16 protein-coding genes are annotated in these 13,105 nt (G+C 54.6%); 11 read left to right on the forward strand and 5 right to left on the reverse strand.

Features of this window, described 5'->3' with window-relative positions; genetic code table 11:
• Nucleotides 1-52: 52 nt before the first annotated feature.
• Entirely contained in the window at nucleotides 53-232 is a 180-nt protein-coding gene (locus tag G5229_RS01295; protein WP_227340845.1) for a hypothetical protein, read from the forward strand.
• A gap of 8 nt (nucleotides 233-240) precedes the next feature.
• Here the strand turns inward: G5229_RS01295 and G5229_RS01300 are convergent, their stop codons facing one another.
• On the reverse strand, nucleotides 241-1,440 hold the full coding sequence (locus tag G5229_RS01300; protein WP_421204654.1) for an HD-GYP domain-containing protein: 1,200 nt from the start codon (nucleotides 1,438-1,440) through the stop codon (nucleotides 241-243).
• Nucleotides 1,441-1,608: 168 nt separating this feature from the next.
• Between G5229_RS01300 and rsuA the strand changes: the two genes are divergently transcribed.
• The gene (gene rsuA, locus G5229_RS01305; protein ID WP_421208144.1) at nucleotides 1,609-2,301 is read left to right on the forward strand and encodes a 16S rRNA pseudouridine(516) synthase RsuA; all 693 of its coding nucleotides are present in this window, start codon (nucleotides 1,609-1,611) and stop codon (nucleotides 2,299-2,301) included.
• 19 nt (nucleotides 2,302-2,320) lie between these two features.
• Here the strand turns inward: rsuA and G5229_RS01310 are convergent, their stop codons facing one another.
• Complete coding sequence (locus G5229_RS01310) at nucleotides 2,321-3,220, reverse strand: DMT family transporter (protein WP_421208145.1); 900 nt, start codon at nucleotides 3,218-3,220, stop codon at nucleotides 2,321-2,323.
• 157 nt (nucleotides 3,221-3,377) lie between these two features.
• On the opposite strand from G5229_RS01310, the gene G5229_RS01315 reads away from it, so the two are divergent.
• Both G5229_RS01315 and yfcE read left to right on the forward strand, forming a co-directional pair.
• Nucleotides 3,378-5,015 carry a peptide ABC transporter substrate-binding protein gene (locus tag G5229_RS01315; RefSeq protein ID WP_421208147.1) on the forward strand — a complete coding sequence of 546 codons (1,638 nt, stop codon included), beginning with the start codon at nucleotides 3,378-3,380 and terminating at the stop codon, nucleotides 5,013-5,015.
• A 10-nt stretch (nucleotides 5,016-5,025) separates the two neighbouring features.
• The gene (gene yfcE, locus G5229_RS01320) at nucleotides 5,026-5,568 is read left to right on the forward strand and encodes a phosphodiesterase (protein WP_227340840.1); all 543 of its coding nucleotides are present in this window, start codon (nucleotides 5,026-5,028) and stop codon (nucleotides 5,566-5,568) included.
• 36 nt (nucleotides 5,569-5,604) lie between these two features.
• Here yfcE and G5229_RS01325 read toward each other — a convergent pair whose 3' ends face one another.
• The 3 genes from G5229_RS01325 to flgA all read right to left on the reverse strand — a co-directional run bounded on the left by G5229_RS01325 (nucleotide 5,605) and on the right by flgA (nucleotide 7,115).
• On the reverse strand, nucleotides 5,605-6,021 hold the full coding sequence (locus tag G5229_RS01325; protein WP_040066163.1) for a flagella synthesis protein FlgN: 417 nt from the start codon (nucleotides 6,019-6,021) through the stop codon (nucleotides 5,605-5,607).
• The gene (gene flgM / locus G5229_RS01330; RefSeq protein WP_005344518.1) at nucleotides 6,018-6,338 is read right to left on the reverse strand and encodes a flagellar biosynthesis anti-sigma factor FlgM; all 321 of its coding nucleotides are present in this window, start codon (nucleotides 6,336-6,338) and stop codon (nucleotides 6,018-6,020) included. Before flgM ends, G5229_RS01325 begins: the two co-directional genes overlap by 4 nt.
• 93 nt (nucleotides 6,339-6,431) lie before the next feature.
• On the reverse strand, nucleotides 6,432-7,115 hold the full coding sequence (gene flgA / locus G5229_RS01335; protein WP_421204980.1) for a flagellar basal body P-ring formation chaperone FlgA: 684 nt from the start codon (nucleotides 7,113-7,115) through the stop codon (nucleotides 6,432-6,434).
• A 144-nt stretch (nucleotides 7,116-7,259) separates the two neighbouring features.
• On the opposite strand from flgA, the gene G5229_RS01340 reads away from it, so the two are divergent.
• The 7 genes from G5229_RS01340 (at nucleotide 7,260) to flgF (ending at nucleotide 13,104) form a co-directional block, all read left to right on the forward strand.
• On the forward strand, nucleotides 7,260-8,171 hold the full coding sequence (locus G5229_RS01340) for a chemotaxis protein CheV (protein WP_005344523.1): 912 nt from the start codon (nucleotides 7,260-7,262) through the stop codon (nucleotides 8,169-8,171).
• Between the two features lie 19 nt (nucleotides 8,172-8,190).
• Nucleotides 8,191-9,015 (forward strand): CheR family methyltransferase, encoded by an 825-nt coding sequence (locus G5229_RS01345; RefSeq protein ID WP_005344525.1) that lies wholly within the window; start codon nucleotides 8,191-8,193, stop codon nucleotides 9,013-9,015.
• 262 nt (nucleotides 9,016-9,277) lie between these two features.
• On the forward strand, nucleotides 9,278-9,676 hold the full coding sequence (flgB, locus tag G5229_RS01350) for a flagellar basal body rod protein FlgB (RefSeq protein ID WP_005344526.1): 399 nt from the start codon (nucleotides 9,278-9,280) through the stop codon (nucleotides 9,674-9,676).
• Entirely contained in the window at nucleotides 9,676-10,095 is a 420-nt protein-coding gene (gene flgC, locus G5229_RS01355) for a flagellar basal body rod protein FlgC (protein WP_005344527.1), read from the forward strand. Before flgB ends, flgC begins: the two co-directional genes overlap by 1 nt.
• A 15-nt stretch (nucleotides 10,096-10,110) precedes the next feature.
• A complete protein-coding gene (locus G5229_RS01360; RefSeq protein WP_216954111.1) occupies nucleotides 10,111-10,851 on the forward strand; it encodes a flagellar hook assembly protein FlgD in 741 nt (246 codons plus the stop codon).
• 10 nt (nucleotides 10,852-10,861) lie between these two features.
• Complete coding sequence (gene flgE, locus G5229_RS01365; RefSeq protein ID WP_421173084.1) at nucleotides 10,862-12,220, forward strand: flagellar hook protein FlgE; 1,359 nt, start codon at nucleotides 10,862-10,864, stop codon at nucleotides 12,218-12,220.
• A 137-nt stretch (nucleotides 12,221-12,357) separates the two neighbouring features.
• A complete protein-coding gene (gene flgF / locus G5229_RS01370; RefSeq protein WP_005344530.1) occupies nucleotides 12,358-13,104 on the forward strand; it encodes a flagellar basal-body rod protein FlgF in 747 nt (248 codons plus the stop codon).
• The last annotated feature ends 1 nt before the right edge of the window (nucleotide 13,105 follow it).

Consider the following 13,105-nt stretch of genomic DNA (forward strand, 5'->3'; position numbering starts at 1 on the left):
GTAATAGGCAGTCAGATGCGCTGGCTGCCTTGCGATCTACCGGAGGTATCCCATGAGCGACCATCTGCTGCTCCCCCATGGTGAAGATCTGCGACGTGCGGTGCGCTGGCTCAGTGAGCACCACCAGTACGATATCGCCGCCATCGAAGAGGCCAGCCAGCGTTTCGATCTCTCGCCGCTGGATGAGGAGTTTCTGATCCGGCACTGGCTCGATAGCCAGCGCCAGTCGTGAGGACTGAGTTAGAAGAAGTTGGTGAGGTTGATGCCAAACTCTTTGGGGTCGACCGTGCACTCGATGCTCTCCTTCACACTCGATCTGGCCAGATCCAGCCACTGCACATCGAGGTAGTGGCGCTGGGAAGCGTGATAGATCACCTTGACCACCGGCTTGAGCGGCTGCTGCTCGTTGCGCTGCATCACGATGGCCAACCGCTGGTTTGAAAGCTGTACCAGCGTTCCCACCGGATAGACCCCCATGCACTTGATGAACTTGGTGACCAGTTCGGCATCGAAGTGCTGGTTGACTCCCTTTAGCAGAATGCGAAAGGCCTGGGTGGGTTGCATGCCAGCCTTGTAGACTCTGTCGGCAGTTACTGCGTCATAGACATCGACAATACCGCTCATGCGGGTATAGAGGGAGAGTTCATCCCCTTTGAGCCTTAGTGGGTAGCCAGTACCATCGAGCCGCTCGTGGTGGTTGGCGGCTACTTCCAGCATGGTTGGGGTGATGCCGGGGGTATTGCGGAGAATGTCGTAGCTATGCACCACATGCTGGCGCATGATGGCAAACTCCTCGTCGGTCAGCTTGCCCGGTTTGTTGAGCACCTCGTCCGGCGTCATGATCTTGCCCACGTCGTGCAACAGCCCTCCCAGAGTCAACTCCTTGAGCACGCTGCGCTCCAGCCCCAGATAACGGCCGAAGTTGGCCAGCAGGATGGCCACGTTCATGGAGTGCTCCATCAGATAGGCATCCTTGGCACGAATACGGGCCAGGCAGAGCATGGCATCGCCATGGGTGAACATGGTGTCCACCATCTCCTCGGCGACTTCGGCGAGCGGGGTGATGTTAATGGGTTCACCCGCCTTGAGCTGACGAATGAACTTGCCTTGCAGCTCGCGCGCCTCCTGATAGAGGCGGCGGATCTTCAGCTCCCGCCCTTCGCCGTTGGCCCCGACCCGGCGTCCTGCCTGAGCACTGTTGGCATTGAGGTCAGGGGAGGTGATGGCGTCACTCTCGGTACTGCCCAGCTTGCTGCGGGCCAGATCGATGCGTACCGTGAGCACCCCCTGACGCACCAGATTGGCAATTTGCGCCACACTGGTCACCATGCCCATCCGGGCAATCTCCATCCCACCTGTCTGGCTGGCGATAGCAATGACATACATGCCGGGTTTCAGCTGGTTGACGGGAATGACGGGGTAGGATGCTTGAGACTTCATGAGGGCTTCCTGACTCTTATTATTATGAGTATCGTGCGGATAGATTGCACCCGAGAAGTGTAACATCGGATGACCAGTTCGTCATAATTGGCAACCCCTTAACAGTGGCGTTGTCGCCCCCGCCCGATATAATGACGCCCCTTTACTTGTTGGACTCCGAGGTTGTGAATGCGGCTTGATAAATTTCTGTGCGATTGTTCCGATTTGACCCGCTCGCTGGCAGGCAAACTGATCCGTCAGGGTGAGGTCATGGTGGATGGCATTGTGGTCAAGCAGCCTGCCTTTCATATCAATGAGCAGAGCCAGATCGAGTTTGACGGCGTGCTGCTGACGCTGGAGCAGCGCAACCGTTATTTCATGCTGCACAAACCGGAAGGGTATGTCTGCTCCAACGAGGATCCGGATCACCCGACCGTTTTCTTCCTGATGGATGAGCCGGCGATGGGCAAGCTGCACGTGGTGGGGCGCCTTGACCTCGATACCACCGGACTGGTGTTGGTGACCGACGATGGTCAATGGTCCCATCGCATCACCTCGCCGCGTCGCGAATGTGCCAAAACCTATCACGTCTGGCTGGCCGACCCGGTGAGCCCGGATGCAATCGAGTTGTTCGCCGAAGGGGTCTACCTGCGCAACGAGACCGATAAAACCCGTCCAGCCCAGCTGGAAATTCTCGGTGAGTGCGAGGCCAGGCTGACAATTCACGAAGGCAAGTACCATCAGGTCAAGCGGATGTTTGCCTCCATCGGTAACAAGGTCGTTGGCTTGCATCGCGAGCGGATTGGCGGCCTGACGCTGGATGAGACGCTTGCTCTCGGTGAATACCGTGAGCTGACCGTTGACGAGATCGCCCTGTTCTGATCAAGCTTGTTGCCGGGTGTCAGTGAGTGCTGAAACCCAGCACCAGTGCCGTACCCAGGGTGGCAATCAGTGCCCCCACCCAGGCGGCAATGGATGGCCGCTCCCCCGAGTGCCACCACAACAGTGGCAGCAGCAGTACCGGCGTGGTGGAGGAGAGAATGGCCACCATGCCAACCTCGCCCTGCCGTAACGCAATCAGGATCAGCGTCATGCCTAGCGTCATCGCCAGGAAGCCATTAGCGATGATCATAGCTAGGACCCTACGGTTGATAGGGTTTAACGGACGTGCGATAGGCATTCCTGCCAGTCGCAAGCTGCAGTGTGCCAGCAACGCGGTGGCCATTCTGACCCCGGACGCGCTGACGGCATCGACATTGCCGCTCATCATCACAGGTTTGGCGATGATCACACCGAGACTCTGGCAAAGCGCAGCGGTGAGACCCAGCGTGATGCCTATTCCCAGGCCGCCACGGATCTGCTCCCACTCGTTATTGTTGCTGCGCCTGCCAAACAGGATCGCCAGCATCACGCCGACAAAAACCAGCAAGGCACCCAGCAAGCGCCATCCGGTCAGTGGCTCATTAAACAACCAGAGCCCCAGCATGGCTGAGAAGAGGGCATGACAGGAGAAGAGCAGGCCGCTGCGTCTTGGGCCCATCCTGTTCATGCAGGCATAGAGCGCCGTATCACCAATAAAAATGCCGATAAGTCCGGAGAGGGCGAGCAGTGGAAGTGTGCCGGCGGTGAGGGTTTGCCAGCCGCCGCTGAGCAGGCTGATGCTGCCGAGCATCAGGCTGACCAGAAACATGCGCCAGCGGCTGTAGGCAAATGCGCCGAGATGACGGGCCGGTTTGACCGAAATCAGCGCTGCAATTGCCCATAAACTGGCCGAGGCGAGGGCCAGCCACTCATAACCCATAAAAACTCCTGAAAAAAATCTCCCGAAAGACTCCATCTCCCGGGCAAGCCCGATACAATACGGGGCGTTTTCGGGGATAACAAGCGCGGCATCAGGCATTCATAAGGCGAGCCGTCGGCCTTCCCCCTCCTGCAGTAGTTTTATTCGAGGTTTTGTCATGAGGTCTGGTTTCTTCCCCACGCTGGCGCGACGCTGGCTCCCCCCCCTATTGCTTGCCGCGCTGGCCGTTCCACAGGCTCATGCAACAGCCGTTGTACAGCAGCCTCCTGTGGCCGACCGGCAGATGTTGGTCAAAGGCAATGGTGCCGAACCGGAATCCCTTGACCCGGCACTGGTGCGCTCCGGTTTTCCGGGGGAAGCCGTGTTGGTCGATCTTTTTGAAGGGCTGGTCAGTGAGGATGGCCAGGGGCATATCGTCCCGGCTCAGGCACAGCGCTGGGAGGTCAGTGAAGATGGGCTGGAGTGGCGATTTTTCCTGCGCCCCCAACTGAAGTGGTCCAATGGCGAGCCGCTGGTGGCCGCTGATTTCGTCTATGCCTGGCGCCGTCTGCTCGATCCGGCCATCAACTCCCCTTCTGCCGGATTGCTGTTGGCCATGGGGATCAACAATGCGCAATCCATCTATGCCGGCGCACTGGAGCTCGACAATCTTGGCATTGAGGCGCAAAGCGATCAGATCCTGAAAGTCACCCTGGAGCGGCCGGTTCCTTATTTTTTGCAGCTAATAAGTCAGCGTCCCTTTGTACCGGTCAATCGGCAGGTGATAGCCCAGTTTGGCAAACAGTGGACCGAGCCCGGCAAGCTGGTGAGCAATGGGGCGTATCGTTTGGCTAGTTGGGTGCCTAACGAGAGACTCGAAGCCGAACGCAATATCCACTACTGGGACGATCGCCACACTCGCATCGGGCGAGTCACCTACCTGCCGATCACCTCGCAACATGCGGAGCGGCTGCGTTATGAGGCCGGTGAAATCCAGCTGACCAACAAGGTCTCCCTCGGCTATTACCAGAAGATGAAGCGCGGATCCCCGGAGCGGCTCTGGGGCTTGCCGCTGTTTGGTACCTATCTCTATGCATTCAATTTGAAACGCCCGGAACTGCAGGATGTGCGGGTGCGTCAGGCGCTCTCCATGGCGATTGATCGACTGCAGCTCATTGAATCGGTGAGCGGGCAGGGTGAACAGGCGGCATGGTCGCTGTTGCCGGAGATGCCAGGTTACCCCCGGGTGGTATTGCCTGTCGCGCTTGAAGATATGCCGACCCGTCAGGCCAAAGCGGCTGCACTGCTGTCAGCGGCCGGGTATAACAGCGCTAATCCACTCAAGCTGAGCATTACCTACAACAGTGCCGACACCCACAAGCAGATGGCAATGGCCATTGCTGCCATGTGGCAGAAGCTGGGGGTACAGGTCACCCTCAACAGTCTGGAGTGGGGCACCTATCAGGTGGCCAAGGATAGCGGTGATTTCCAGGTGGCCAGAAGTTTCCTGTTTGGCGATTACGTGGAGCCGTCAGCCATATTGGGCAGCTTCCGTTGTCAGGATCTGCGCAACGAGAGCGGCTACTGCAATCCCGATTTTGATCTGCTGCTGGAGCAGGCTGCCAATACGCTGGACAGTGCGAGTCGGGTTGAATTGTACCGGCATGCCGAACAGTTGCTGCTTGAAGAGGCGCCGATCCTCCCCGTGTATCATTACAATCAGATGAGACTGGTTGACCCCACCCTGCGGGGACTGCCCAGCCAGAATTTGAAAGGGACGATTGCCACCAAGGATCTCTATTTCAGCCCGCAGTGAGGAGCATTTCATGAAACTTGCCATCATTTCCGACATCCACGGCAGCATCATTGCGCTGGAGCGGGTGTTGACCCGACTTGACTCCTGGCAGCCGGATCACTATCTGCTGCTCGGCGATCTGCTCAACCATGGCCCGCGTAATCCTCTGCCGGAAGGGTATAACCCGGCGGCAGTGGCTGACAGGCTCAACGAGCTTGCGCCACAGATCATCGCGGTGCGGGGCAATTGCGATTCCGAAGTGGATCAGATGCTGTTGCGCTTTCCCATCACCGCCCCCTACAACCAGTTGCTGATCGATGAGCGGCGCTGGTTTGTCAGCCACGGTCATCTTTATCGCCCGGACGAGGTACAGCTACCGGCGGGTAGTCTGTTCCTGAGCGGCCACACCCATGTACCTGTGCTGGAGTGGCAGGGGGAACGGATATTGATGAACCCGGGGTCAATCTGTTTCCCGCGCGGCGAGCTGCCAGCCAGTTATGGAAGCTATGAGGATGGGGTACTGCGCGTCAACGCGTGTGAGGATGGGCGGGAGTTGTTGCGCCTCGCGCTTTAAAACGGAGAGCAAAAATGCAAGGCCTGATAAGAGATGTCAGGCCTTGATACCGTAGGAGCGGGTGCCAGAGCGAGTATTGCCTTTGGCGTCATAGGTCAGGCTGTTGCGATCACGCAACTGACTCAGAAAGGTTGCCAGACGACGGTTGGAGACGATGCTCAATTCAAGCAAGCGACCGTTGATATCATTTTGTGCCTGGCAGGCATCCAGTTTTGCACGAAGCTGCGCCATCTCGTCGGGATAGGCTGCCAGCTGCAGTGCCAGTTCCGGCATCTCTGCCAGTGTCTTGTCCAGAGTTTCTATCGCAGCAAGCAACTGCTGTTTGCGCTCGGTCAGTGCAGGCAGGGCCAGTGCCTGATGCTGCTCGAGCAAGCTGAACTCCTCTTCCAGAATGCCTTGCATCTGGCTGAGGTAATCATCTTGGGTGTGCAGTAACGAAGGTAAGTCCATCATCCCAGAACTTTGTCCAGATTGGCCTCGAAACTGAACATCTTCTTGGCTACAGCGTCGCTGTTAACCTGATATTCGCCACTCGCGACGGCTTTTTTCAGTCGTTCAACCTTGCTCTCGTTGCCGGTTGAGGCGGTATTGAGGTTCTGTTGCATTTTTTGCAATTGTTGCGCCTCACTGGTCAAGGAGACGGAGTCCAGCTTGACAGTGGTCGCTTTGTTTTCGGGCGATGAGGTGACTGACTTGCTGCCTGTCCCTTGGCTATTAGCGGTATTTTGCAACCGATTATTCGCCAAGTTGTTGATATTGTTGATGGCCATTTTAGTTACCTTCGTCTGCTTTAAGGTTTGCTTACCTGTTTATCGGTGCGGCAGCTCAAAACTTTAGAAAAAAAATTGTTCAGGCTCCGGATATCAAAAAGTGACCGATGCGGCACCGACTGCTGTGACTTTACCTTCCACCGTTTTGCCGGAGCGAATATTGACGAGTTTGATGATCTCTCCGAAACTGCCATCTTGCAAGGCTCGGGCCATGGTTTTGATCTGGAAGTTGCTGTTTTCGGCTGTCAGGGTGACCTGATCCCCTTTACATATCACGCAAACCTGGCTCAAGCGGATGGGCTGTCCCGGTTTGATCTCCCGCTTGCTGCGTACCCCAATCAGAGGGGCCGGGTTGGTCAGATAGTCACCACGGATCAGGGTTTGATCCTGAAACGCCACTACCAGCTTGCTTTCATTCAGCAGATCCCCTTTGGTAATGGGGTCGGTGACAGTAACAAAGGGTTTTTGAATACTGACCCTTACCGGTAAGTAGACATCCCAGGGTTTTTCTTCCTCACACTTCATGTAAACAGTTGTATTACGACGAATTTCCATTTTTGCTGGCAAGCTGATGGTCAACAGATCATCGCAACGGGTTAGCGGGAGTCTCTCATCAAGGGTCGCGGCAGTGACCTCTGCTCTGGCATCCAGCGGCAGATCGAGTTGACCATAAACGAACTCTTGTGCCTGCTCTCTCAGATAGGTTGTGACATCCGAGGCATGGCTCGAGGATATGCTGCCAAAAAAGAGGCTGATGAGTAAAAGTCGGTTAATCATTTTCGCTCGTCGGTCGATAAGTTGTTCACGCATATCACCATATTTAACTATGATTGCTTCAGAATCTGTTTGTTGTCACATCGATAGTCTGACGCAATCCATCACGCATGCATGATTAATGCCAAGCGTTTTTAGGGAGTGTTTATGGCCAGTATCCTGGACTCGGTCAACCAACGTACCCAGCTAGTGGGGCAAAACCGGCTGGAATTGTTGTTGTTTCGTCTCAATGGACGTCAAAGATTTGGCATCAACGTATTCAAAGTGCGTGAAGTGTTGCAGTGCCCCCCCTTGACCGTGATGCCCAAGTTGAACTCCTGTATTCGCGGAGTGGCTCATATTCGTGGCCAGACTATCTCGGTCATCGATCTCAGCATGGCAATGGGCAAGCGCCCCATTGAAGATTTGAGCAAGTGCTTCATTATCATCTCCGAGTACAACCGCTCCATTCAGGGTTTTTTGGTGCACTCGGTCGAGCGCATCATCAATATGAACTGGGAATCTATCCTTCCTCCCCCCAAGGGGGCTGGTCGCATCAACTATATGACGGCGGTTACCGAGGTTGATGGCGAGTTGGTCGAGATCCTCGACGTTGAACGTATTCTCAACGAAATATCTCCGGTTTCTACTGAGGTCAGCCAGGAGCTGGTGGAGGCCAGTGTCGAGCATCCGACCTTGGGACGTCCCGTATTGGTTGCTGACGACTCTTCGGTTGCGCGCAAACAGGTACAGCGTGCGCTGGAGGCGATCGGAGTTGAATGCGTGCTGGCAAAAGATGGCCGCGAAGCATTGAACATGCTGCTGGAGATGACCAAAAATGGCCCTATCAAGGATCAGATTGCGCTGGTGATTTCCGATATCGAAATGCCCGAGATGGATGGCTATACATTCACTGCCGAGATCCGGAATAATCCCAATCTCAAAGATTTGCATGTTATTCTGCATACCTCGCTCAGTGGTGTATTTAACCAGGCTATGGTGCAAAAAGTTGGTGCAAACAACTTTATTGCCAAGTTCCAGCCTGATGAATTGGCCAAAGCCGTACAAAACGCACTCTAATTTAAAGAAGAACAGCTGCATGAAGACACTTTCGGATGACTTATACAAACAGTTCAGCAACTTTCTTGCGGTTCAGAGCGGGATCGTGCTGGGTGATAACAAACAGTATCTGGTGAAGAGCCGTCTTTCACCTTTGATGGCACAGTTTGGCATCGAGAGTCTGTCTGAACTGGTCACCCGTGCAATGAGTGTACGAGAGCGTGACCTGAAAATGGCGGTTGTTGATGCGATGACCACTAACGAGACCCTCTGGTTTCGTGATACATATCCGTTCCAGCTGCTGACCGACAAGATTTTTCCTGAATTGGGCAAAAGTGGTCGCCCTGTCAAGATTTGGTCTGCTGCCTCATCTTCGGGACAGGAGCCATATTCTATCGCCATGACGGCGCTGGAGCAGCAGATGAAGAAGCCGGGTACCTTGCCCGGTGGAGTGCAGATTGTCGGGACAGACATATCGACTACCATGCTGAATCAGTGCAAGGAAGGGGTATATGACAGTCTGGCTTTGGCACGCGGATTGTCGCCAGAGCGCAAGAAGATGTTTTTTGAGCCCTATGGTGACAACAAAATGCGGGTGGTAGAGCGAGTCAGAAAATTGACCACCTTCCGGCCGCTCAATCTGCTGGAGAGTTATAGTCTGCTCGGTAAATTTGACATCATTTTTTGCCGTAACGTGCTTATCTACTTTGCACCGGAAGTGAAGTCAAAAATCCTCAACCAGTTTGCATCCAGCCTCAATCCTGGTGGATACCTGATGCTGGGAGCGTCGGAATCGCTGGCGGGTTTGACTGACCGATTCGAGATGATTCGGTGCAATCCCGGAATTGTTTACAAGGTCAAATAACGTTGCAGCCCATGGTATTCAATGAGTTGTGATTGGTGACATTGTTTATAAGAGAAGGAGGCACAGTGCCTCCTTCTCTCTTTATGGCTCCATTCTTATAGCTCCATTCGTGATGGCATTGCGCCATGTTCCTATCTATCGCGCAGCAGATCCTTGCACTCCGTCTAAAGGCTTTCATAGCTAGGCTCGACAACCTGGCAACATTTTGAAAATCGTCTGGCACATCTCTTGCAAGCAAAATATACCAAGCAGGAGGTGTGCTATGGCTTTTTCATTCGACAAGGCATTTGGTATCCATCAATACACGCTGGGTGTTCGCGCCAAGCGTGCCGAGGTGTTGTCCAGCAATATTGCCAATGCGGACACGCCAGGTTTTAAAGCAAGGGATATCAACTTTGCACAGGCATTGCAGGATGCCCAGCATAAACAGGGTTTTGGCCTGGTAACAACCAGTGAAAAGCACTTTGCCTTGAATATGGATGCCCCCGGTACTGTTCAATACCGCAATCCGTTGCAGCCTGATACGGGTGATGGCAACACGGTGGATGTGCAGCAGGAGCGGAGCGAGTTCTTGCGCAACAGTCTGGAGTACCAAACCTCCCTGGAATTTATGAATCGCAAGATCAGTGGCCTGCTTAAAGCCCTGAAAGGAGAGCAGTGATGAGTTTGTTCAAGGTCTTTGATATTGCCGGCTCGGCCATGAGTGCGCAGTCCGTGCGTCTCAATACGGTTGCCAGCAATATGGCCAACGCGGACAGCGTAAGCTCCAGCGTGGAAAACACTTACCACGCAAGGCGGCCAATTTTTGCCGCTCAGCTCGATCAGGCCATGTCAGATAAGCAGGGATCGGTCGGCGTTGAGGTGAAGGGCATTGTCGAGAGCAAGGCTCCACTGCTCAAGGAGTACAACCCTAACCACCCGATGGCGGACAAGGATGGCTTTATCTTCAAACCGAACGTCAACATGGTTGAAGAGATGGCTGACATGATCAATGCCTCGCGCAGCTACCAGACCAATGTACAGGTTGCAGATTCGGCCAAGAAGATGCTGCAGCAGACGCTCCAGCTTGGCAAATCCTGATAGGAGGGATGCAACATGGTCGACACCACAAACAGTGTGAACGGCATTGGCCGTACCACGACCCAGACCACAGGCACCACAACGACGCCGAAGAAAGAGCTGGATCAGGCTTCGTTTATGAAACTGCTGACCATGCAACTATCATATCAGGATCCCTTCAAGCCGGTGGACAATGCCCAGATGCTCTCCCAGATGGCTTCCATGTCTACCTCGGAGGGGATCAGCAGTCTGTCTACCCAGATGGGCAAGCTCAATGAGCAGATGATCTCCAGCCAGGCTCTGCAAGCATCTTCTCTGGTTGGCCAGAATGTACTCTTGCCCAGCAATGTGGGCTATCTGGACAAGGAGGGCCCTGTTTCCGGTGTCGTTCAGGTTGGCACGACCAATCAATACGCGGGTGTCAAGATTATCGTTGAAGACGAGGCGGGTCAGGTCATCAAGGAATTTAGCCTGGAAGGAGAACAGAAGGGCAATGTGGAGATCGCCTGGGATGGCACTGACAAGGCGGGCAACCGGGTCAAGCCAGGCAAATACGTGATCAAGGCCAGTGGCAGTGTGGATGGCAAGGCAGAAACTATTCCCACATACGCTTATGGCAAGGTCGACAGCGTTGCCCTGGGGAATGCAACAAATCCCACAATGCTTAATTTGAAGGGACTGGGGAGCACCCTGCTGAGTTCCGTCCTGCAAATATCAGGCACCAATCCAAACCAGACGGCTACTCCGTCAAAAACCACGTCGACAGCATCGATCTAAGGAGCTGGATATGTCATTTAACAATGCCTTGAGCGGTGTCAACGCGGCACAAAAAGACTTGAACGTCACCGCTAACAACATTGCGAACGTCAATACAATGGGCTTTAAAGAGTCCCGTGCCGAGTTTGCGGATGTCTACGCCAACTCCATCTTTGTCAATGCCAAGACTCAGGTCGGTAACGGTGTGGCGACCGGTGCTGTTGCCCAGCAGTTCCATCAGGGTGCGCTGCAATTTACCAATAACGCGCTGGATTTGGCCATTCAGGGGAACGGCTTCTTTGTCACCTCTGATGGTTTGACCAACCTGGATCGCACTTACACCCGTGCCGGTGCATTCAAGCTCAATGAAAACAGCTATATGGTCAACAATCAGGGCCACTATCTGCAAGGCTACGAGATCAACGCCGATGGCACACCCAAGGCGGTCAGTATCAATGCGACCAAGCCGATCCAGATCCCTGATCGGGCGGGTGAGCCGATCAAAACCAGCAAGATTGATGCAAGTTTCAACTTGCCTTCCACCGCATCGCCCCTGCCTGCAGGTAATGGTGCGGGGGATGCCTCCACCTTTGACCCTAAGGATTCCAAAACCTACTCCTCATCCACCTCAGTGGTGATTTATGACTCGCTCGGTGAACCTCACACTATCACCCAGTATTTTGTCAAAGAAGCAGATCCAGCAGACCTGACCAAGCCAGCTAGCCCGACAGCTTGGCGCATGTATCTTTATCAAGGTGACAAGCCGGTCGATATCGTCGGAGGGGTGACGCCAACAATGGCCACAGGGTTGAATCCTGCACCTGCCGGTGCCCGAATTACCTTTGGTGCCGATGGTAAAATGATTACTCCGACCACACCGGCAAACATCCAAACGGAGCAGTTGGGGGCAGCAGGAGCGGGAATTATTACCAATGGTGCGGATCCTACCCAGCAGGTAGATATCACTTTCGGCACTGTGACCCAATATGCCTCACCGTTTGAAGTCAACAAGTTGTCACAGGATGGTTCCACTGTCGGCCGTTTGACCAAGGTCGAGATCACGCCGGATGGGATTGTCTCTGCAACCTACAGCAATGCCACCACCATCAAGGTAGCCATGGTGGCCATGGCCAAATTTGCCAACTCGCAAGGGCTGACCCAGGTGGGTGATACTTCCTGGCGGCAATCCCTGCTCTCCGGCGATGCTTTGCCGGGAACGCCCAATTCAGGCACCTTCGGTACCATCAAATCGTCGGCGCTGGAGCAATCCAACGTAGATTTGACCTCCGAACTGGTTGATCTGATCACTGCCCAGCGTAACTTCCAGGCGAACTCCCGCTCTCTGGAGGTCAACAGTTCGCTGCAGCAGACCATCTTGCAGATCCGTTAATTCCTCTCAGGCGACGGGGCACCTTGGGTGCCCCGTTTTTTTATCGTTCTCTACTGTCGAATGGCGTGGCATTCCCCTTCTGTTGGCATCCAAATTGCAGTTCTGCTGTCAGAGTCATCTGTTTGACGGAGAATCCCATGGATCACCTGCTTTATATCGCCATGTCCGGGGCCAAAGAGAACATGAACAGCCTGGCTGTTCGCGGTAATAACCTCGCCAATGCCAATACCACCGGCTTTAAATCCGATTTCGAGCAGGCCCGCAGCATGCAGGCCTTTGGTGAGGGGCTGCCCAGTCGGGTATTTGCCATGACGGAACGTCCCGGCCAAAACCTGCAGCATGGCATGTTGATGACCACGGGGAGGGATCTTGACGTGGCGGTGGATGGTCCCGGCTGGATTGCGGTGCAAGATCCGAAGGGGGGGGAGGCCTATACCCGTATGGGAAATCTGCAGGTCAATGCGACTGGCAACCTGCAGACCTCTACCGGCTTGAACGTCGTGGATGACGGTGGTCAACCCATCGTGCTGCCAATGCCGATGGAGAAGCTGGAGATTAACCGGGATGGCACCATCAGTGGCCGTCCTGAAGGGGCCGCCGCGAATTTGTCGGAAGATTTTCAGCGGATCAAACTGGTTAACCCGGCCGCCGATGCGGTAGAGAAGGGCCAGGATGGGCTTTTTCGGCGCAAAGATGGCCAGAATGAGCCTGCCTCTGCCAACGTTGGCCTGATCGCCGGCTCCCTGGAGGGGAGCAATGTCAATGTGGTGGATGAGATGACCAACCTGATCCGGTTACAACGACAGTTTGAAACCCAGGTCAAGATGATGAAAACGGCCGAAGAGAATGACGAGGCCCAAACCCAGTTGCTGCGTATCAGCTAAT

Origin of the sequence: Aeromonas sp. 602396, assembly GCF_049173735.1 — a bacterium.
In the GTDB taxonomy this organism is placed as follows: Bacteria; Pseudomonadota; Gammaproteobacteria; order Enterobacterales; family Aeromonadaceae; genus Aeromonas; species Aeromonas veronii_A.

Bases quoted from the DNA above. Each gene is read 5' to 3' on its own strand.
- G5229_RS01310 (WP_421208145.1), bottom strand. From the start codon at position 3,220: ATGGGTTATGAGTGGCTGGCCCTCGCCTCGGCCAGTTTATGGGCAATT.
- flgC (WP_005344527.1), top strand. From the start codon at position 9,676: ATGAGTTTGTTCAAGGTCTTTGATATTGCCGGCTCGGCCATGAGTGCG.
- yfcE (WP_227340840.1), top strand. From the start codon at position 5,026: ATGAAACTTGCCATCATTTCCGACATCCACGGCAGCATCATTGCGCTG.
- G5229_RS01295 (WP_227340845.1), top strand. From the start codon at position 53: ATGAGCGACCATCTGCTGCTCCCCCATGGTGAAGATCTGCGACGTGCG.
- G5229_RS01340 (WP_005344523.1), top strand. From the start codon at position 7,260: ATGGCCAGTATCCTGGACTCGGTCAACCAACGTACCCAGCTAGTGGGG.
- flgA (WP_421204980.1), bottom strand. From the start codon at position 7,115: ATGATTAACCGACTTTTACTCATCAGCCTCTTTTTTGGCAGCATATCC.
- flgM (WP_005344518.1), bottom strand. From the start codon at position 6,338: ATGGCCATCAACAATATCAACAACTTGGCGAATAATCGGTTGCAAAAT.
- G5229_RS01325 (WP_040066163.1), bottom strand. From the start codon at position 6,021: ATGATGGACTTACCTTCGTTACTGCACACCCAAGATGATTACCTCAGC.
- G5229_RS01360 (WP_216954111.1), top strand. From the start codon at position 10,111: ATGGTCGACACCACAAACAGTGTGAACGGCATTGGCCGTACCACGACC.
- G5229_RS01345 (WP_005344525.1), top strand. From the start codon at position 8,191: ATGAAGACACTTTCGGATGACTTATACAAACAGTTCAGCAACTTTCTT.
- rsuA (WP_421208144.1), top strand. From the start codon at position 1,609: ATGCGGCTTGATAAATTTCTGTGCGATTGTTCCGATTTGACCCGCTCG.
- G5229_RS01315 (WP_421208147.1), top strand. From the start codon at position 3,378: ATGAGGTCTGGTTTCTTCCCCACGCTGGCGCGACGCTGGCTCCCCCCC.
- flgF (WP_005344530.1), top strand. From the start codon at position 12,358: ATGGATCACCTGCTTTATATCGCCATGTCCGGGGCCAAAGAGAACATG.
- flgB (WP_005344526.1), top strand. From the start codon at position 9,278: ATGGCTTTTTCATTCGACAAGGCATTTGGTATCCATCAATACACGCTG.
- flgE (WP_421173084.1), top strand. From the start codon at position 10,862: ATGTCATTTAACAATGCCTTGAGCGGTGTCAACGCGGCACAAAAAGAC.
- G5229_RS01300 (WP_421204654.1), bottom strand. From the start codon at position 1,440: ATGAAGTCTCAAGCATCCTACCCCGTCATTCCCGTCAACCAGCTGAAA.